Annotated in this window: 20 protein-coding genes and 1 tRNA gene; 8 read left to right on the forward strand and 13 right to left on the reverse strand. The window is 46.3% G+C overall.

The features are described 5' to 3' along the window. The first annotated feature begins 239 nt into the window (after nucleotides 1–239). Nucleotides 240–482: a UPF0175 family protein gene (locus PMG25_RS06105; protein WP_283766016.1), complete on the forward strand. Its 243-nt coding sequence runs from the start codon at nucleotides 240–242 to the stop codon at nucleotides 480–482. Continuing rightward, a complete protein-coding gene (locus PMG25_RS06110) occupies nucleotides 479–970 on the forward strand; it encodes a PIN domain-containing protein (RefSeq protein WP_283766017.1) in 492 nt (163 codons plus the stop codon). The genes PMG25_RS06105 and PMG25_RS06110 overlap by 4 nt, the downstream gene beginning before the upstream one ends. Before the next feature lie 197 nt (nucleotides 971–1,167). Here the strand turns inward: PMG25_RS06110 and PMG25_RS06115 are convergent, their stop codons facing one another. From PMG25_RS06115 to PMG25_RS06125, 3 genes are all read right to left on the reverse strand, one after another. Next, a complete protein-coding gene (locus tag PMG25_RS06115) occupies nucleotides 1,168–2,412 on the reverse strand; it encodes a glutamate-5-semialdehyde dehydrogenase (protein ID WP_283766018.1) in 1,245 nt (414 codons plus the stop codon). A 20-nt stretch (nucleotides 2,413–2,432) separates the two neighbouring features. Further along, the gene (locus PMG25_RS06120; protein WP_283766019.1) at nucleotides 2,433–2,852 is read right to left on the reverse strand and encodes a hypothetical protein; all 420 of its coding nucleotides are present in this window, start codon (nucleotides 2,850–2,852) and stop codon (nucleotides 2,433–2,435) included. Between the two features lie 166 nt (nucleotides 2,853–3,018). Continuing rightward, nucleotides 3,019–3,090, reverse strand: a tRNA-Gly gene (locus tag PMG25_RS06125). 185 nt (nucleotides 3,091–3,275) lie between these two features. On the opposite strand from PMG25_RS06125, the gene PMG25_RS06130 reads away from it, so the two are divergent. From PMG25_RS06130 to PMG25_RS06150, 5 genes are all read left to right on the forward strand, one after another. After that, nucleotides 3,276–3,596, forward strand: coding sequence for a hypothetical protein (locus PMG25_RS06130; RefSeq protein ID WP_347178756.1), 321 nt, complete (start codon nucleotides 3,276–3,278; stop codon nucleotides 3,594–3,596). Nucleotides 3,597–3,748: 152 nt separating this feature from the next. Next, on the forward strand, nucleotides 3,749–4,603 hold the full coding sequence (locus PMG25_RS06135; protein ID WP_283766021.1) for a class I SAM-dependent methyltransferase: 855 nt from the start codon (nucleotides 3,749–3,751) through the stop codon (nucleotides 4,601–4,603). Continuing rightward, nucleotides 4,604–5,266: a class I SAM-dependent methyltransferase gene (locus PMG25_RS06140; RefSeq protein ID WP_283766022.1), complete on the forward strand. Its 663-nt coding sequence runs from the start codon at nucleotides 4,604–4,606 to the stop codon at nucleotides 5,264–5,266. Beyond that, nucleotides 5,263–5,622 carry a DMT family transporter gene (locus tag PMG25_RS06145; protein WP_283766023.1) on the forward strand — a complete coding sequence of 120 codons (360 nt, stop codon included), beginning with the start codon at nucleotides 5,263–5,265 and terminating at the stop codon, nucleotides 5,620–5,622. Before PMG25_RS06140 ends, PMG25_RS06145 begins: the two co-directional genes overlap by 4 nt. Before the next feature lie 15 nt (nucleotides 5,623–5,637). Next, nucleotides 5,638–6,624: a glycosyltransferase family 2 protein gene (locus PMG25_RS06150; protein WP_283766024.1), complete on the forward strand. Its 987-nt coding sequence runs from the start codon at nucleotides 5,638–5,640 to the stop codon at nucleotides 6,622–6,624. A 91-nt stretch (nucleotides 6,625–6,715) separates the two neighbouring features. Here PMG25_RS06150 and PMG25_RS06155 read toward each other — a convergent pair whose 3' ends face one another. Beyond that, entirely contained in the window at nucleotides 6,716–6,988 is a 273-nt protein-coding gene (locus PMG25_RS06155) for a DUF3143 domain-containing protein (protein ID WP_283766025.1), read from the reverse strand. A gap of 29 nt (nucleotides 6,989–7,017) precedes the next feature. Then, nucleotides 7,018–7,512, reverse strand: a complete 495-nt coding sequence (locus tag PMG25_RS06160; RefSeq protein ID WP_283766026.1) for a J domain-containing protein — start codon at nucleotides 7,510–7,512, stop codon at nucleotides 7,018–7,020. 179 nt (nucleotides 7,513–7,691) lie between these two features. Between PMG25_RS06160 and PMG25_RS06165 the strand changes: the two genes are divergently transcribed. Continuing rightward, nucleotides 7,692–8,888 carry a FecR family protein gene (locus tag PMG25_RS06165; RefSeq protein ID WP_283766027.1) on the forward strand — a complete coding sequence of 399 codons (1,197 nt, stop codon included), beginning with the start codon at nucleotides 7,692–7,694 and terminating at the stop codon, nucleotides 8,886–8,888. Between the two features lie 177 nt (nucleotides 8,889–9,065). Here PMG25_RS06165 and PMG25_RS06170 read toward each other — a convergent pair whose 3' ends face one another. From PMG25_RS06170 to PMG25_RS06205, 8 genes are all read right to left on the reverse strand, one after another. Further along, entirely contained in the window at nucleotides 9,066–10,892 is a 1,827-nt protein-coding gene (locus PMG25_RS06170) for a macro domain-containing protein (RefSeq protein WP_283766028.1), read from the reverse strand. 20 nt (nucleotides 10,893–10,912) lie between these two features. Next, complete coding sequence (locus tag PMG25_RS06175; protein ID WP_283766029.1) at nucleotides 10,913–11,554, reverse strand: MerR family transcriptional regulator; 642 nt, start codon at nucleotides 11,552–11,554, stop codon at nucleotides 10,913–10,915. Between the two features lie 55 nt (nucleotides 11,555–11,609). Beyond that, the gene (locus PMG25_RS06180) at nucleotides 11,610–13,487 is read right to left on the reverse strand and encodes a mechanosensitive ion channel domain-containing protein (RefSeq protein ID WP_283766030.1); all 1,878 of its coding nucleotides are present in this window, start codon (nucleotides 13,485–13,487) and stop codon (nucleotides 11,610–11,612) included. Then, nucleotides 13,484–14,062 carry an FHA domain-containing protein gene (locus PMG25_RS06185; protein ID WP_283766031.1) on the reverse strand — a complete coding sequence of 193 codons (579 nt, stop codon included), beginning with the start codon at nucleotides 14,060–14,062 and terminating at the stop codon, nucleotides 13,484–13,486. The genes PMG25_RS06180 and PMG25_RS06185 overlap by 4 nt, the downstream gene beginning before the upstream one ends. 119 nt (nucleotides 14,063–14,181) lie before the next feature. After that, nucleotides 14,182–15,003 carry a response regulator gene (locus tag PMG25_RS06190; protein WP_283766032.1) on the reverse strand — a complete coding sequence of 274 codons (822 nt, stop codon included), beginning with the start codon at nucleotides 15,001–15,003 and terminating at the stop codon, nucleotides 14,182–14,184. Nucleotides 15,004–15,153: 150 nt separating this feature from the next. Continuing rightward, nucleotides 15,154–15,468, reverse strand: coding sequence for a hypothetical protein (locus PMG25_RS06195; protein ID WP_283764841.1), 315 nt, complete (start codon nucleotides 15,466–15,468; stop codon nucleotides 15,154–15,156). Between the two features lie 117 nt (nucleotides 15,469–15,585). After that, a complete protein-coding gene (hisF, locus tag PMG25_RS06200; RefSeq protein WP_283766033.1) occupies nucleotides 15,586–16,362 on the reverse strand; it encodes an imidazole glycerol phosphate synthase subunit HisF in 777 nt (258 codons plus the stop codon). A gap of 57 nt (nucleotides 16,363–16,419) precedes the next feature. Then, nucleotides 16,420–18,312: a SpoIIE family protein phosphatase gene (locus tag PMG25_RS06205; RefSeq protein ID WP_283766034.1), complete on the reverse strand. Its 1,893-nt coding sequence runs from the start codon at nucleotides 18,310–18,312 to the stop codon at nucleotides 16,420–16,422. Nucleotides 18,313–18,317 lie beyond the last annotated feature (5 nt).

Consider the following 18,317-nt stretch of genomic DNA (forward strand, 5'->3'; position numbering starts at 1 on the left):
TCTAAATGAGTTGTGCAACAGGAAATGCCCTCTCCCTAATCCCTCTCCCACGGGAGAGGGACTTCTGCTCCCCTTCTCCTGCGGGAGAAGGGGCTGGGGGATGAGGGGCCGCTATTACATAACTCATTTAGGTTTGCTATAAAAGTTGCAACGCGGTTTGAACCACTTCATCGGCAGTTGAGTAGCGATCGCTTCGCCGTCAATGCTAAACTGATGAGAGTCTTTGACAAAAAAGTATTATGAGTATTCTTATTTCTGATGAAATCTTAACTCTGACTCGGATGAGTGAGCCTGAAATGAGGCAAGAAATCGCGGTTTTACTGTTTCAAAAAAGAAAGCTAAGTCTAGCTCAAGCTAGTCGTTTTGCTCAGATGAATCGTATCGCTTTCCAGCATCTTCTGGCTAGTCGTCAAATTTCCGTTTACGATCTAGAAGATTTTGAGAAAGATATTAAAAACCTACAGGAAATCGGTCGGCTATGATTGTTATCAGCGACACATCACCAATCAACAATTTAGCGGCGATTGGGTATCTTCATTTGTTGCAGTCACTTTATGAGACAGTCATTATTCCAGAAGCCGTTTATCAAGAATTAACTGACCCAGAATTTCCAGTTTCTGGTGCAACTGAAGTGCAAACCTTGGATTGGATTACCACTTGCACTTGTCGAGATCTGAATCTTGTTGAAGCCCTGTGTAATGAACTAGATCGAGGCGAAGCAGAGGCAATCGCTTTGGCACTAGAATTTAAAGCCGATGTTCTCTTAATTGATGAACGCCAAGGTCGTTTAGTTGCCGATAAATTCCATATCTATTATACGGGAGTATTAGGTGTTTTAGTCGAAGCAAAAAAACAAGATTTGATTAAAGCAGTGAGACCATTGCTGGATGATTTAATCGACAAAGCTGGATTTTGGATCGCTTTACCGTTATACAATAAAGTTCTCCAGCTTGTTGAGGAGAATGAATGATATTAATCTAGACGTATTGAATCTCACCATAAAAATTTATCGAGGAATGTCTTGCTCGTGCGATCGCCGAAATCAATCACCAAAGTTGTATCATCCTTATCTCCACCGAAAAACCTCTATCAGTGATGCAAGAGTACATCCAGACTGGGAAATAAAGTAGAGTAAGGTCGAAAAAATGCATCCCCCTAGCGTCAGATTTAGCGATTCCCTTGAATAATGTATTTGACTGTGGTTAGAGCTTCTAAATTAATCAAACCTCGGCGCACTCCTTTTTGATTCGACATACCTAAAAATACCGTATTGCCTCTAGTGCGATAGCGATAAAACCGAGGACTGGCATTAATGTAGAGTGAAGCACTGTTAATACCTAGGGCAAATTTACGACTTTCGTTATAGGATTGGGTGACTAAACAATTGGCATGGCCACTGCTATGGGCATTCATCCAGGCGATCGCCTCGTCTATATTGTCTGCCACCTTAAATGTAACAATTTTCTCTAAATACGCCTGATTCCATTCCTCCGGTTCTGCGGGTTTCAGCTCCTCATGTTGAGCCGCTAATTCGGGATCTGCCCTGAGTTCAAACCCTTTTTCTTTCAAGAACTTCCACAAAGAAACCATGGCCGAAGAACTTTGTCCCTGTTCAATTAAAACCTTCTCAATGGCATTGACGGGATCGGGTTCGCTGGCGTGGGAATCTAGAATTAAATGACGAACTGTATCTAAACTGCCAGAATTACCCCAATATAAATAACAATTACCCATCGCCGATCGCAATACCGGTGCAGTAGCCTGTCGCACCACTTGTTCTACCAAGGACGGCCGACCGTAGGGAATCACCAAATCAATCTGCTGGTCTTGCCGAATCACCTCGCGAATGGGAGCGCCTTCTTCTGAAGGTAACAAGATTAATGCATCTTTCGGTAATCCCTCCTCGTCCAATGCCGTTTGTAGGGCTTCAGCGATCGCATGATTCGTATGGGAGGATTCACTACCTCCCCGTAAAATTAAGCTATTTCCCGTTTTTAAGCATAATCCGGCGGCGATCGCCCCCAACTCTGGAAACGCTTCATACACCAAAGCCACCACTCCTAAAGGCATTCGCTGGCAATAGGTTTGTACCTCTTGCACTTGATAAGAAGCGTTCATCACCTCTTGGAGCGGGTCAGGGAACTCTGACAATCGTTGTAAGATTTTAACCGCATGTTGGATGCGCTCCGGGGTTAACTTGAGCCATTCTAAAATCAGATCCGGAACCGCCATCTCACGGGACGTTTCTAAATCTAAGGTATTGGCCTCTAACACTCGATCAATAGAGTCCTCCAACACCTCTGCCATCAGCTTCAGGGCGCGATCGCGCAAAGGACTCGGAGTCTTCGATAAAATTAAAGAGGCTTGGTGGGAAGCGCCCACATCCTCCAAAAGGTCATGGGATGAAGTCATGGATCAGTCGTCTACATCATTTAAGAAGAGCGTCGATACACCAGCCATTTCATCAGTGCCAGCAATAGGAGTAGGATCAAGGGAATGAACACCCACACTATAATACTCGACCCTGATGGCGCTAAGAGAAAATATAAGGATAACCATACAATGGGTAACACTAAAATGACCAACAAACCCACCGGTAAGTAATATTCCTTCAAATCTGAATGGGTTGCTACCCATTGTGTCCCTGTCCAGTACCAGGTTTTCTTGTAGGGAGAACTGGTTGAAACCTGCTGCAAAACATAGCTATTTTCTTCAACCGCAAAAATTTTCTGACAGCGATCGCATCCAAACGCTTCCGTGAGCAAAATCGGCTGTAAGCGACCTTTGCAACGGCAAGGACAAGGATAATCATGGATGGTCAAATCAATTTTTTGAGCTGGTTTAGACTTCACAAGTCACCCGTATTCTAATTTCAGATGAATTGAGACTCTTCTCGATCCTAAACGAGAAGTGGCGATCGGCTCTAACCCTGTTGATTCAATCTAGGCAAAAGTTCCCTATCCATCTAGTTTAACTGCAAAGATTAAACACGATGAAACTTTCTCTTAGACTTTATAAAGCGGGTAACGCGATTCGAACGCGCGACATTCACCTTGGCAAGGTGACGCTCTACCACTGAGCTATACCCGCATCACTTTATTAAGCTACACTAACCGTTGGCTCTTGTCAAGGGGTTAGCCAAGATTTTCCATCTCGGCCCATTCAACCTAGAGCTGTTGACTCAGCAAAGGGAGAACGAATCAGACTTAACGCCATACCCAGAGCAGGGTAAGCTATTTGAATCATCAAAAACATCTGTGTGGAGTGCCGGAACCTTGTCTGTAAAATACTTTTTCTTATCAGATGGATGGATTATTGGCCGCGTCTGGGAATTTGGAGGAATCTGGAATGAAGTGGTTTGGCGCAGAAAACCACAAATTGAGCCTCTCAACATGGGTATTGTGGAACATCAACAAACCCTATGGCTCTATCGAGTTGAAGAGGCTGTACTCATGGTGGAAGTCAAACCCATGGCCGACTCTCCCACCAACCAAACCATCGGCCAAGTGGTTCTCAAGCGACTGATTGATGCAGAACAGGTCATTGAGAGGCTTGGTCAAGCAGAAAGCGTTGTCCATCGCTTTTCCGAAGGATAGCCGCTTTATTGACACTCTGGGGGCTGAAGCCACGCAGATTCTTAAGCAGTCCAAAATCGGACTCTTAAAAGCGTTGTCAAAGTGCCCCTATCTAGTCGGTCGGCTTATATATGTTCCACTTCATTGACCAGCAAAGCTCTATTCACAGAACTATGCAAGAATGTCCCGTTTGTCAAGCGACTCTTCAAGCCAGGCGATCGCCTGGTCTATTATACTGCCAACAGTGCCAGATCTGGGTTTCCGACTTCAGCACTGATATCACACAACACTCAGAAGCCATCATTGAAGAAAATCGCGCCCAAGGCTTAAAACAACTACGCCTCAACAACTTTAACAAAATTCTTGACCATTTACAAACCTATGGCCCCTTAGAAAACCAGCGCCTTTGTGATGTCGGATGCGCCTATGGATGGTTCCTAGAAGCAGCCGCCCAACGGGGAATAGAAGCCGTAGGAATTGAACCCGAAGAAGCCGTCGCCCTGCAAGGAATTAAACAAGGATTAACCCTTAAAATCGGCTACTTTCCCGACTGTTTAGACGACGCAGAACGCTATGATATCATCTCCTTTAACGACTCCCTCGAACACTTACCCGACTTACCCACCATTTTCCAAGCCTGTTATCATCACCTCAACCCTGGCGGAAAACTGATTATTAACATTCCCAATAGTCAAGGAATCTTCTTCAAAATTGCCGAAAAACTCGCCCAATTTGGATATAGTAAACCCTGGGATAGACTGTGGCAGAAACACTATCGATTTCCCCATCTCATTTACGTCAATCCCCACAACCTAGAACACTATCTAACCCCCTATGGCTTTAAGCTGCTCCACAGTCAAACCTTAGAAACCCTTGAAATCAAAGGACTCTGGCAACGGTTACGCATGGATCAAAGCTCTGGGTGGCTCATGTCGGCTATACTTTATATCGGGTTGGTTCTCCTCTACCCTCTCATTCATAACTGTCCCTCCGATATCCTGCTCCAGATTTATCAAAAAGAAGCTTAGATGTTTATTCAACTCGATCCAGATTTTTTAGCCCAAATTGCAACCGATAACGATCGCATCCCCACCCTGTACTATTCTAAACTCGATTTAATCCGAGCCGTCTTCTGGATGCGACTCAGATTAATCTACTCCATCTTACAAGATCTGTATATTCAACGGGAAACTTGCCTAGACTTTGGTGGGGGTGGCGGCATTTTCTTGCCCACATTAGCCGAAGACTTCGATCGCGTCTTTTTCCTAGATCTCGAAGATCGAGAAGCCCGTCAAGTTATCGCTCACTATAACTTATCCAATATTCAGATTATCAAACAAGATGTCAGTCAAGTCAAGCTGCCCCATGAATCCTTCGATGCCATTATTGCGGCTGATGTTCTCGAACACTTCCAAGATTTATCTATTCCCACCCAACCCCTAAAATCTTGGCTCAAACCCAACGGGGTTTTAATTACCTCCCTACCCACAGAAAACTGGATTTATCAAGGATTACGCACCCTTTTCAATATCGAAAAACCCATCGATCATTATCATACCGGATACGAAGTCGAAGCCTATCTAGAATCTGAAGGATTTCACCCGATTCACCGTCAATTTGTCCCCCTCGTCTGGAATCTGTTTCCCTTATTTTTAATCACGGTATGGAGATTTAAACCCCAAAAAACATGACATTACCCATCATCACTTACTTAATTGCCTGTGTCTTCAGCATTAGCCTTGGGCAACTCCTGTTTAAGTTAGCCGCTAACTTTAGTAATACCCACTCTCCCCAAGGGTTAACCCTGATGAGCTATTTAAGCAATCCCTATCTGTGGAGCGCCCTGATTATTTATGGCTCGGCTACCCTGTTTTGGATGTGGTTATTGCGGTTTATTCCGCTCAATCAAGCTTATCCGTTTATGGCATTAGCGTTTGTGATTGTTCCCCTGCTCAGTAGCTTATTCTTAGGGGAAAAAGTCGATGCTCGCTACTTGGTGGGAGTTGCCCTGATTATGTCTGGTTTAATTATTATGAATTATCAATAACAGAGGGGAGTTGAATTGAGTTCAAAGCCGCTAATTGCTGTGATTATTCCCTGTTACCGAGTGCGCCAACATATCCATTCTGTGTTATCAGAAATTGGTGCAGCAGTGGATAAAATCTACCTAGTGGATGATTGTTGCCCGGAAAATACGGGGGAGTTTGTAGAAAAAAATAGTCAAGATTGCCGAGTTCAAGTTCTCTATCATGCCCAAAATCAGGGGGTTGGTGGTGCAGTGATTACGGGATATCAACAGGCACTTCTGGACGGAGCCACCATTTTGATTAAGCTGGATGGGGATGGGCAAATGAATCCCCGTTTTATCCCTCAATTGATTGCGCCGTTGCTCGCAGGAGAAGCAGATTATACAAAAGGAAACCGTTTTTATCATCCCGAACACCTGCAAGGAATGCCGATGATTCGAGTATTGGGGAATGCGGGTTTATCGTTTTTAACGAAACTTTCTTCTGGATATTGGGAATTATTCGATCCTACGAATGGCTATACTGCGATTCATCATACGGTTTTAGAATTGATTCCGTTGCGGAAATTGAGTAAACGGTTTTTCTTTGAGTCGGATTTACTGTTTCGTCTGAATACAGTGCAAGCGGTGGTGATGGATATTCCGATGGCTTCCCAATATGGAGAGGAAGAGAGTAATTTGAAGATTATGAAGATTTTTCTGCCGTTTCTATGGGGGAATTGCCATAATTTTATTAAGCGAATTTTCTATAATTATTATCTGAGAAGTTTTTCGATCGCCTCCCTAGAGCTGTTGCTAGGATTGCCGTTATTGGGTTTTGGGTTTATTTTCGGGGCTGTGGCTTGGCTGAAAAGTTTTACTACGGGTGAAACGGCGACTGCGGGAACGGTGATGTTAGCGGCGCTGCCAATTATTCTGGGCTTCCAGTTGGTGTTATCGTTTATTAACTACGATATTTCGATTACGCCTCGCATTCCGTTGCAACGGAAGTGGGGGAGGGCGGGTTTCCGCAAGCGGACATGAATACAAAAATAGTGATCAATCTACAAGATTTGGGTATAACCCGCCCCTACAGTAAATAATTGTTAATTGTTAATTGTTAATTGTTCATTATTTACGGGCCGTCTAATACGGCAGCTTGGATATCTTGACGACTGAGGGAATATTTAAATCCTCTCTGAATATCGTTGCCGTCATTTCCTGCTTTTAAGTAGCAGACGATGAGCTGTTCGGTTTCTAAATAAATTTCGGCTTCCCAACTGTTATGTTTTAACCGCCAACAATGGAGTTCTTCTTTATCTTGTTTACCCCCCAGTTGAGTTAACCATTGTTCAATTTGGGGGAGGGGATGGTTGTATAGGGGAGTGTCGGGAGTAGGAAGGGACATAGATGGAAAAGAAGATCGAGAAGATAAATTTAGGGGGATGGGGGTAGGGATAGGGTGGGTGAAATCAGTTCGGGATGCAGCCAGGCGATCGCGATCGCCAATCCTAAACATATCACAAAGGTCAGTCCCAGAATAAACAGGGCAAAGAGTTCCCCGGCAGACAGGGGGCGATCGGTCGAATCGAGATAAGCTGAAGAACGATACTCCTTTGGGGAGTTCCCGGAGCGCAAATCCACAGGAGGACGCACTACATAGAACCGAGAATAACCCATGGCGCGATCGTAGATGCCTCGACGCTCTGGATTACTTAAGACTGCATAGGCTTCATTGAGATCGTGAAAGCGCTGGGTTGCCACATCCGGATCTAGCTCCGTTGTATCCGGATGATAGCGCTTACTCAGCTCTCGATAGGCGCGGCGAATCTCCAACGCAGAAGCCAAAGGATGAACCCCTAATCGGACATAGTGAGTGGATGAAAGCGTCTGTTGACGCTGATCGGAAGAACTCGAAGAAGGATGATTCACGGATGAGCGTTTAGGTCACAACACTGAAGAACTTTAATGGATTTTAAGGGATTTTAGAGGGTGATGAAAGCGAGAGGAGATAATTTTACCCGATAGGATCGCCAGGGAACTTTGACGACTCTTAATCGTCTGCTCTAGGCTATTATCCAGGATATTCACAATGCCACTTGACCCCAATTATGGTAACTACAATTGTTTCGTGGGTTAGACAACTGAGAACATCGGGGCGCTTGTCTCGGTGGATATGGGTATTTTTAGCCACGGTCAGTTTAACGATTCTTGCCCAACCGTCTTTACCCCCCAGTATTGCCCAGAATGCTCGGATTACGGAAGCAACGATCGCCGAAATTGTGGGTAGACAAGTCTTAATTAATCGTCGTCTCGTGGGTCAAAATGACAAAGCCAGATTAGGGGAACGGATTCAAACCACGGGAGCGAGAGTAGAACTTAAATTGAATACCGGGGCGATCGCCCGTTTGGGAACCGATTCCGCTCTGATTCTGGGGAGTCAATGCTTACAACTGCAACAGGGACAGGTATTAGTCAGTGGAGCGAGTAGTGCTTGTACTCCCAACGTTGACTCCAACGTTCGGGAAGCCACTTATTTACTCGAACGATTGGACAATAACCAAACCCACTATGCCGTTTTAGAAGGAGAACTGGAAATCAGCAATCCTGAACTCCCCAATTTAGCCCCAGTTTCCGTCCAGCAAGGACAAGACATCATCATTGAATCCGACGGTCGTTTTAATCTCGTTCAGCCCCTCTCCTCTAGGGATTATGCCGAGATTCTCAACGGAGAATTAATGCGAGATTTTTCTAAGCCTTTACCCAACCTGATTGCCATTAAAGAAACCTTTGAAACCCTATATCCTAATCGCCTCTTTCCCTCCTATCTCTCTCAACGAATTGTCGAGCGATCGATCCGTTGTCCCGCTAATTTCGTCGCCACTGCTGCACCCGTAGAAACCCAACAAGATTGGACAACTCAACTCAAGTTATCTCGCCTCACCTCAGCCAGACAAGGGGGATTACTGATTCAACTGAACATTTTAGATAAACCCCTGACTCGATATGCCAATGCCGTTTATCAGGTTTATGCTTTGCAGGAACAGGATTGGGTTCCTTTGTACACCAGCACAGGAGCCAGATTAATTGAGAATCAGAATGGTAATTTGCTCCCCATGTCCGAAACCATTCCGATTGAATCTCTGCGCCTGCAAGCATTAGGAGAAGAGGTCAATATCGAGAACTTGGAGTTAAAAGCCGTGGTAAAAATTCGCTATGATTTATCCAGAGAAGAACGGGATATAGCCTTAGAAGTTGAACAAATCCAGGCTTATCCAGATATTCCCATTAGTCATTGTTTGCCCTAGTGATACAGCGCTTTGCGCTGTAACGGAGTACAGTCTCATTGAGATCAGTCATTGCGAATGGAATGAAGTGGAATGAAGCAATCGCAAAATCCCCCAATCTTGGCGTTTCGGCTGTCGCCGACATGAAAGCGAAGCTTGCGTGAAACGCGAATGCTTCCCTGCGGTCGCAATGACAACTCACAACAGGGCCTGATAACATTGATAATTGCGATCGTCCCAACAGACAACAATCACTTGCTCGATTGAGGGGTGTTGTTGCAACACTTTGCTAATCGTGCGTAGGGCGATGGAGGCTGCCCAGTCTGGGGGACATCCTAACGCACCCGTGGCAATGGAAGGAAAAGAGACGGTTTTTAATCCCTTTTGCAAGGCTAAATTAAGGGCATTCCGGTAACAGTTGGTGAGCTGTTCTTCTTCCTTCGCACGTCCCTCTTGCCAACCGGGGCCGACGGTGTGAATCACATATTGGGCAGGCAGATTAAAGGCGGGGGTAATTTTGGCTTCGCCTACATCACAGGTCACCAGGGCGTTGCAGGCTTGGCGTAATTCTGGGCCGGCGGCTCGGTGAATGGCGGCATCGACTCCAAATGTGCCGCTCATCAGGGGATTGGTGGCATTAACGATCGCCTCAACCCCAATCTGAGTAATGTCTCCTTTGACGACTTTAATCCGATCGCCCATCTGTTGCCAAAGTTTTGCCCCCTGTCCTGACTGGGGAACCGGTGAGGGAGATCCGACCCTCTTTTGACGCTCTTGTTGATATTCACCATAACGGGATTGTCCCCATCCGCGACTGCGACTATGGGATTCAAAATGACCGCGTTTACTAAATTGCTCGTATTCCCGCCGTTTCAGGTTGGTACTCAAAGACTCCAGGGCGTTTGATTCCTGACTCATGGCTGGGGAAGCAGGAGCAGATTGAATCACTTCCATGCCTTTGGCGATGGTTTGTTCGGCTAGGTCATACTGCCCCAGTCGGGCTTGCTCGGCGGCTTCTTTTTTAGCACGGGAGGCCAGCAGAGCGGCTACTTCTTGCTGCACTTCTGGGTTAAAGAGAAATTCGCTTAAGCTTTGCCGGTTCACCCAGGGTAAGGTCAGGGATTGATTGAGCTGTTGCCGTTGACCGGTTTCCACATCATCCCAGGCTAGATTCAGGGTGAGGATAGATGGCAGGGTTTGGGCCGGAATGTGTAGCCGTAGGGCAACGGTAAAGGGATTGCCAGCAATCAGGTTAGGCAGTTGATACTCACCATTGGGGAGGGTGGTAAAGTCGTTGAAGACATCGAGCAGTTGCACGGGATGGGGCAGGGTGAAGCCTAAACTGACGTTTTTGCCCTGAGTCGCCATCAAGCCTTGCAATTCCATGGCGAAAATGTCGGGGAGTTGGTCGGGACTTTCGATGTAGTAGTAGTTGCCATCGCCACTGGCGGCGATCGCCTCTAACAGGGTTTCATTATAGTCATCGCCCACGCCCATCGTCGTTGTACTGACTCCCCTCTGGGCGAGTCCATGGACATCGGCGGCGATCGCATCCGGGTTGGTTTCCCCCACATTAGCAATACCGTCTGATAGCAAAATTATCCGGTTGAGGGAATCCGGTTTGAGATGTTGGCTCACCTGTACCCCTCCTTCTATCCAACCGGCATGAAGGGCGGTTCCGCCCCCAGCTTGAATCTGTTGGATTTGTTGCAGGATATAGCGTTTATTCTGTAGGAGTTGACTGGGAACGGGGGTTTTAATGCGGCTCTCAAAGGTGACCACACTGACGCGATCGCTCGGCAATAAGGCATTTACGGCATAGGCAGCCGCTTGTTTGGTGAAGGTAATTTTGTTCCGGTCTGCCATGGAACCCGACCGATCTAGCACCAAGCTGAGATTAATGGGTGGCCGTTCCTGGGTCACCTGGGGGGCAGGGGGTGTAATCCGGATTAAAACATCGAGGGTGGTGGGAATTTCCGTGCATACAGCCCCACGGAGAGGGATAAATTCGATCGCAGGTTGCATAAAGACTTCCTCCAATGCAATTAAGAAGAATGCAGAGCTAAGAGCGCCTGGAGAATGGCTTGCACCAGGTTTTTCTGCTCTTGGGGACTGGTGGGTAGGGTGACATCCGATCGCAGATGGATTTCTAAACCCGGTAAGATTTCTAGGTGTTTCCAGTCTTCTGGGGTGGGTTGTGTTGCCTCGGAAACTAGGGGACGTTTCTGGTGTTTGCCCGGAGAACCGATGCTTCGTTGGGGAGCAGGGGGGGCTTCGGGCGATCGCTGTTTCACTTGTTCGAGAAACGCTAAAGCCGGATTCGCCGGTTCTAAGGCCAGTTGCACCCCTCCCTGTAGCAGGGACTCTAACTCAGTATCGGTTTTTGCCACCACAAAGGATTGCAGGGCGCTCGTGCCGAATCCCTCACTGAGTAATCGTCTGATTAACAACATCTGTAACAGATGACGGTAAGTATAACGGGCCTCCCTCCCCTGTTTGAGTGGCTCATCGAGCAACCCCTGACTGGCATAATGGCGGACTAAACGAGGGTTGACCTCTTCACGCGATCGCCGGGAGTGGGCTTGCCGATCCGGTAAAAATTGAGGCAACAACTCATTTAACACCTGGGCAAATTCCTCCAGAGACCAGAGGGGCTGCTCTTGTGAAAGCTGTTGCAATGTTTTCATAGTTCGAGTCTAACAATTACAATCAAAAGTGTCAATAACAAAAATATATGTCAGCTTAATCAAAGCGGTAAAACTCGTAACTGTCCTGAAAGGGGATATCCTGAAAAACGTGATGGATGATTTGGCGATCGCACAACAATTGCCCTAACTGCACCGCTTGCGGTTGTTTCAACTTCAGTGCTTTCATCCACCAATCGACCGCTTCAGCAGCCACAAACACACCGGGATAGAAATTCCCTCGATACCATCGATCCTTAATCTCTACCCCTTCTTCCCCTTGCATGTTCTCGATCAGATCCTCCAATGCTGTATCGGTCAACTCTAAAGGGGGGCTGTTCTGCGGCTCAGGTTTGGCTTCTGTGCCTTTTTGCAACTGCTGTAGCATCTCGTCGATATGGGTCGATCGCAGATGTAAATCCCGTTGAGGATAGGGAATCTCCAAATTATAGTAGCGCAGGGCTTTTTCTAAGCGAAAATAGAGGTCACTTTTGAGCTGAAATTGTTGGCGCGGTTCCCTGATCCATACCAATAGCTCAAAATCCAAAGAACTATCCCCAAACCCCTTAAATAACACCTGGGGAACCGGCTCAACCATGACATCGGGATGGGACTGAGCCGTATTTAAAAGGACAGAGCGCACCTGTTCTGGGTTGCAATTGTAGGAGACTCCCACGGGCAAACGCAACCGCGACACTGGGTTACTATGGCTCCAGTTAATCACCTCTGTTTCCAAAAACCGGGAATTGGGCACAATAATGGAAATTTGATCCAAGGTTAAAATCTGGGTACTGCGAGCGCCTACCTGTTCCACGGTTCCCATTAAATTTGCCACCTCAACAAAATCTCCGGCTTGCACATGGCGCTCGAAGGTAATAATCAAGCCACTGATTAAATTATTGGCAATATTTTGCAGTCCAAACCCAATCCCTACCCCCAACACACTGGCGATAATGGTTAAAGAGCTAACATCTAATCCCCAAATTTGTAAGATAATCAACAGCCCTAGAAACATGAGTAGGGATTGCACCAGCACCCCTAATACATCTTGCACGGCGCGATCGGTACTGGTAAAGGCAAGGACACGGATTCGGAAGAGGCGAGTGAGCGATCGCACCCCAAACCATAACCCCACCGTCAACCCAATTAAGGTCAGCAGATCTAACAGGGAATAGCTATTCTCATTGAGGGTAAAAACGGGGTCGGTTAAACTCTCTAGAATCAGATCGAAAAACCAATAGCGCGATCGCCGCAACAGGGGAAACAGATCGGTAACATAATATCCAACGGCCCACCACAACCCGAACAACATCCCAAAACGGACTAACTTAATTAACCGATGCAGTAATTTATCCGGGATTTGCAAGCGCCCAAACTGCCATCTCCCAGAGTCCATCCATATTCTTAGCCGACGCTCTCCCCACTGCACCCCCTTATTGACTCCTATATGAAGGCCAAGGGCCACAAACAACACCCCCAGCATCACCAATACTGCTTGGCGCAGATACTCAGCCGTGCGCTCATACTGGGCTGTCTCAATTCCGCTTAAAATTAGAGCCGCATAGCGTCGCGCTTGAGATTCTGTGGTGCGCTCCCCCCGCACATCCACAGGAGTCACGGTTAACAAATAGGAATTGTCAAAACTTAAAATTGATTGCTCATTATCCGGATCGATCGAGTATTGGGGAAGGGGTGAACCGGGTCTTAAATGGGATTGCAGCACTTGTTCGAGCTTGGTATTAATTACCTCCGCTCTCTCAGGAGCTGGAAAGCCCACAATCCCCCTAACTTCAAATAAAACCTTACCATCCATTTCCACAGTTGCCCGATTCTCAATGGGGCTAAAGGGAGAGCGTCCCCAACTTGGATGAGCGACTAGGGTTAACAGACACACCAACAGAGTCACCAGTATCCAACGCCACCTCAATTTGATCATTTCCGTAATTCCACCCTAAATGCCTCTTCTACCGCCGGTCTAGACGGTCTAGACTTTTCCAATAACCAACTCACCAGGGCCCATGTGCCCACAGCGATACAGACAGCGATCGCCGCGCCCATAATACCAATGATCCAAGACTGAGACCACCAAGGATTCAGGGTGGTTTGAGTTTGAGGACTCAGGGGCGATCGCCGAGTGGTTTCCGGTTCCGTGGCTTTCGGATCGTATTGACTGACCAAGCTTAACGTGATTTTATAGGGGCCAATTTCGATCTGGTCTTGACTCTGAATGGGTAGGGTTCCCTGTTGCAGCAGATGATTGTGTAATCGCGTACCATTGGCACTCCGATCGGTCAAGAGGATCTGGTTCCCTTCTAGGGTAATGAGGGCATGGAGGCGAGAGACTTTTTTATGGTCGAGTACCACGGGGGTAACAGTCTGATTTTCTACGGTCTTGGGCATCGAGATCTCCTCTCGACCCAAGGCAACCGGTAAGGGCAATACGGGGTTTTGGCGATCGCCCGTTTCTGGATCGTGCCACGTTAACTGAATAAAAAATGGCTCCTGAGACATAGGGAAAAGGCAACACAAGAGGGTGAAGGTCAATGACTTGTGCTTCTAAGCTATAGTTTCAGAGCTAAATTGACAATGGTTAAATTAGTTGGGTTTCTATCTCCCCATTTCCCCATTGCCTAACTCATCGCGGCAATCAGTAACCCCACCAGTTGGGCCGAGGTATGAATGGAGGTTTTTTCTTCCTCACTCAGGTTATAAGTCTCTGTCCATTGCAGGGAAAGTAGGGCTAACCGGTTTTGCTGATAGTGGATGGGAATTGCCAGATGAGCCTTAATGGAGCCATCCGTTGGTTGTGAATATTGGGGAGTCCCTGACGAAAGGGCTTCTTCTACTAAGGGATCTGTACTTAAGTCAATGGGAGCATCCGTACTGCTATAACGACCCACAGGGGAGCTAAGGGCCCCATCTTTAACGATTTGTAGAATACAGCCTTGGGTGTCAAAGGCCTGGGCAAATACTTGGGCGATCGCCACCAGAGCCGTCTCTAGTTCTTGAGGTTCTTGGGTTAACTTCACTAAGGTGGAGAGCAATAAGGTTTGAGCCTGACAAGTTTCTAACTCTTCCGTGCGCTGTTTGAGAAGCTCATAGGTTTGAGTCGCTCGGTCTACCACTCCCTTTAATTCTGTCGGGTCCCAAGGCTTCGTTATATATTTATAGACCTGGCCAGAATTAATGGCTTCTACAAGATCTTCTACATCCGTAAACCCAGTCAGAATGATCCGCATGGTATTCGGATACTGTTCCACCGTCTGACTGAGGAACTCTGTACCCTTCATTTGGGGCATCCGTTGGTCAGAGATAATTACCGCCACTTCCCCTTCTGCGGCCAACACCTTGAGGGCTTCAGCTCCACTTTCAGCTTTCGAGACCTGAAATTCACGCCTAAAGGTTCGATAAAGTAAGTCCAAATTATCCGGTTCGTCATCTACGACGAGCATTTTTGGCTTTTTCCGTCGGCTCATACTGTATAACTGGGGAACTGGTGGACAATTGAGACCAGCACTTCGGAACCGGTCACTCTATTAATCATAATGGCTTTTGGGTTGTTCTCCAACTGCATTATTGGGTGAGTTGAGCGATCGCCGAGTTTAGCGATCGCCCAGGTTTGGGTATTGGCCGATCTCTGTCCCTTCAACCCAAGTTTGTTGAGCTTCATCGAACTCCACTAGCCAACTGAGGACTTCACGGGGTTCTTCTATGGCCTGATCGTTGAACCGAGCGGCTTCACTCAAATAGCCGACATAATGCCCCATGAGAAAATAAACCGCTACCATGGCTACCGCAGCCCCTGCCACTAGAACCCCAGCTAACATCAGAGAGAATTCCCGCGTATGAATCGCCGATTCCATCAGATGTAAAGACCAGGCTACTAAGGCAATGACAATTATGAGAATAATGATCATTGCTCGTTTAAGAATTGTAACAATTCCTGTATTGTAACAAGTTATTGCAGGACTGTCGCGGTTCAATTCTTAAATTCTTGTAGAAATCTCTGTTTCCCCAACAGAGTGTGATAGATATCACCCCATTGGCTGTCTAATCTTCAAACCTTGGGCGGCCAAATGCTCCTTAATTTGAGCAACGGACAGTTGACCGTAGTGCAATAAGGAGGCTAAAAGAGCCGCTTCAGCCTTGCCGTCCGTTAACGCTTCATGGATATGTTCGCAGGTTCCCGCCCCCCCAGAAGCAATCACCGGAATTTCCACCGCTTCAGCAATCGTACGGGTTAGCACCAGATCGTAACCGGCTTGAGTGCCATCGGCATCCATGCTTGTGAGCAAAATTTCTCCAGCTCCGCGAGCGGCCACATCCTTCGCCCAGGAGAGGGCATCAAGTCCAGTATTCTCTCGTCCCCCGCGCACATAAACATCCCATCCCGGATTCCCAGGATCGTCGCGTCTTTTTGCATCAATCGCTACTACAATACACTGATTCCCAAAGCGATCGCTGGCCCGATTCACCAAATCCGGGTCTCGAACTGCTGAGGAGTTGATACTCACCTTATCCGCCCCGGCCCTTAACAAATTTTTAATCATTTCTAAGGATTGAATTCCTCCACCCACCGTCAGAGGAATAAACACCTGCTCGGCCGTCCGGTAAACCACATCCAGAATAATATCCCGGTCTTCATGAGTGGCTGTAATATCCAGAAACACCAACTCATCAGCCCCCGCATCATTGTAGATCGAAGCCAACTCCACCGGATCGCCCGCATCCTGAAGGTTAACAAAATTAATTCCTTTCACCACTCGCCCTGCCCTCACATCCAGACAGGGTAAAATCCGTTTAGCAACCATCCGCGTCCTCTGACTTATGACTTATGACTGATTACTTTTACTCTACAGCGCGATCGCCTATTTCTGTTTAATCACCACTAACGTAATATCATCAAACACCTTCTGCTTCCCAATAAACTCTCGCACATCTTGAATCACCCGCTCTCGAATTCCCTCGGCCGACTTATCTCGATGCTGAACTACCACAGTGCATAACTGTTCTAAGCCATATTGAACTCGATCCATATTAGCCGCTTCCGTAATTCCATCCGTATATAACACAACGACATCTCCCCGGTTGAGGTGAATATCTTGTTGGCTAATAAACTGCCTAATTTCTCCATCCAAACCAATCGGAAATCCTAAATCAATTGTATCAATAATCTCAACTTCACCCTCTAATCGCACCAGGATCAAGTGTTCGTGTTGTCCGCTTAGAGTCATCACCCCATCATGATAATCTAGAATCGATAACGTCATATTTTTATCACAATTCATTCGTTGCAAATTATCGTATAGCGTTTGATTGAGTACATCTAAAAACTCAACGGGGTTCGTTTGATTAACTTTTTGCAGCGTTCGGACGACGGTTTGAGTCATCAGCATTAATACACCGCTTTCCAACCCATGTCCCGTCACATCACCAATGCTGATTTTCAAATGATCCCCTTGTTGAAGCACATCATAATAATCCCCTCCCACTTCATCCGCAGGTTCCATATACCCAGCAATATCTAAACAAGATATATTCTTTAGCTCTCCGGGTTTTGGCAAAACCATTTTCTGGATAGTTTTTGCGATCTCTATTTCAGAGCTTAAACGAATATTTTCCGCCTTAAGTTTTTCATTTAAAATACCAATTTCTTGATTCGCGCACTCTAGCTCTGCTGTTCGTTCTTCGACTTTCTGTTCTAAGGTATGATAAAGATTCGCATTATCTAGGGAGGTATTGACTAAAACCTTCGCCAATTGTGAGAACTCGTCATTAGTTGATAAAGAAATATTGCGAATAGCTTCTCCTCGTTTGGTATTTTCAATAGCAGCGCTAAGTTTGTGCAGAGGAGAAACAATTCTATGGCGGAAAAAGACCAGGATATCGTAGACCAAAAACAGGACAGCTCCTAAAATAAAAACAATCACAATTGCAGGAATTAAAAGAGAGAACAACGCTTCTTCTATCGGTTGCTCAACAATAGCAAACCAAGGAACGACATTCAGAGATTGCCCGGAGGCAAACACCCATTTATTCTGCAATCCACGATAGAATTGCAGTTCCGTATTGGCAATACTTTCAGGAGTTCGGCCTAATAAATCCTTTAACGTGAGATTGCGATTGACTAAATAGCTGCGGTTGCGATGGCTAATCAGATAACCTTCGCTATCGACAATGTAAGCATACCCCGATTCACCAACCTGAATCGCCAAGGTTGTATTCCATAATTCCGTTAGATCAACTCTAACCATCAATATACCCGTTTGAATTCCCAGTTCATCAAACAAGGGGGTGAGGATATCGATCGTTGATATTTCTTCTTCATAAGCGATCTGACTGAAAGATATTTCTGAAAATTTAAGCTCCATTTTGAGCAATTCAGGGTATTCATATTGGGTAACATTGGGGCGACCAAAAGCATGATATTGATCGTTTATTTCTCCCTGTTGATTCATGATCAGAATATCAACAATTGAGGGATTTAGGGAGGCGATTTGCAAAATCGCATATTGAACATCATTAGTCGCTTGTAGTAAGTTAGAAGCCGCCAGAATACTGGCTTTTAAGCGAATAAAATACTCGTCAAATGCTCGAACTGCTTCCACATTAGAGTCAAGCATTTGTTTGTGTACTGAATCAATGCGATTGAGGGCTAATAAAACAATGGTGCTACCTAGACCGAATATACTAATAAGCGCGATTAGTAATACTTTTTGAATGAGCTGTTTGATTAAGGATTTATTTTTGCGAGTCTTCATGATTA

Origin of the sequence: Roseofilum capinflatum BLCC-M114, from assembly GCF_030068505.1 — a bacterium.
Lineage (GTDB): Bacteria > Cyanobacteriota > Cyanobacteriia > Cyanobacteriales > Desertifilaceae > Roseofilum > Roseofilum capinflatum.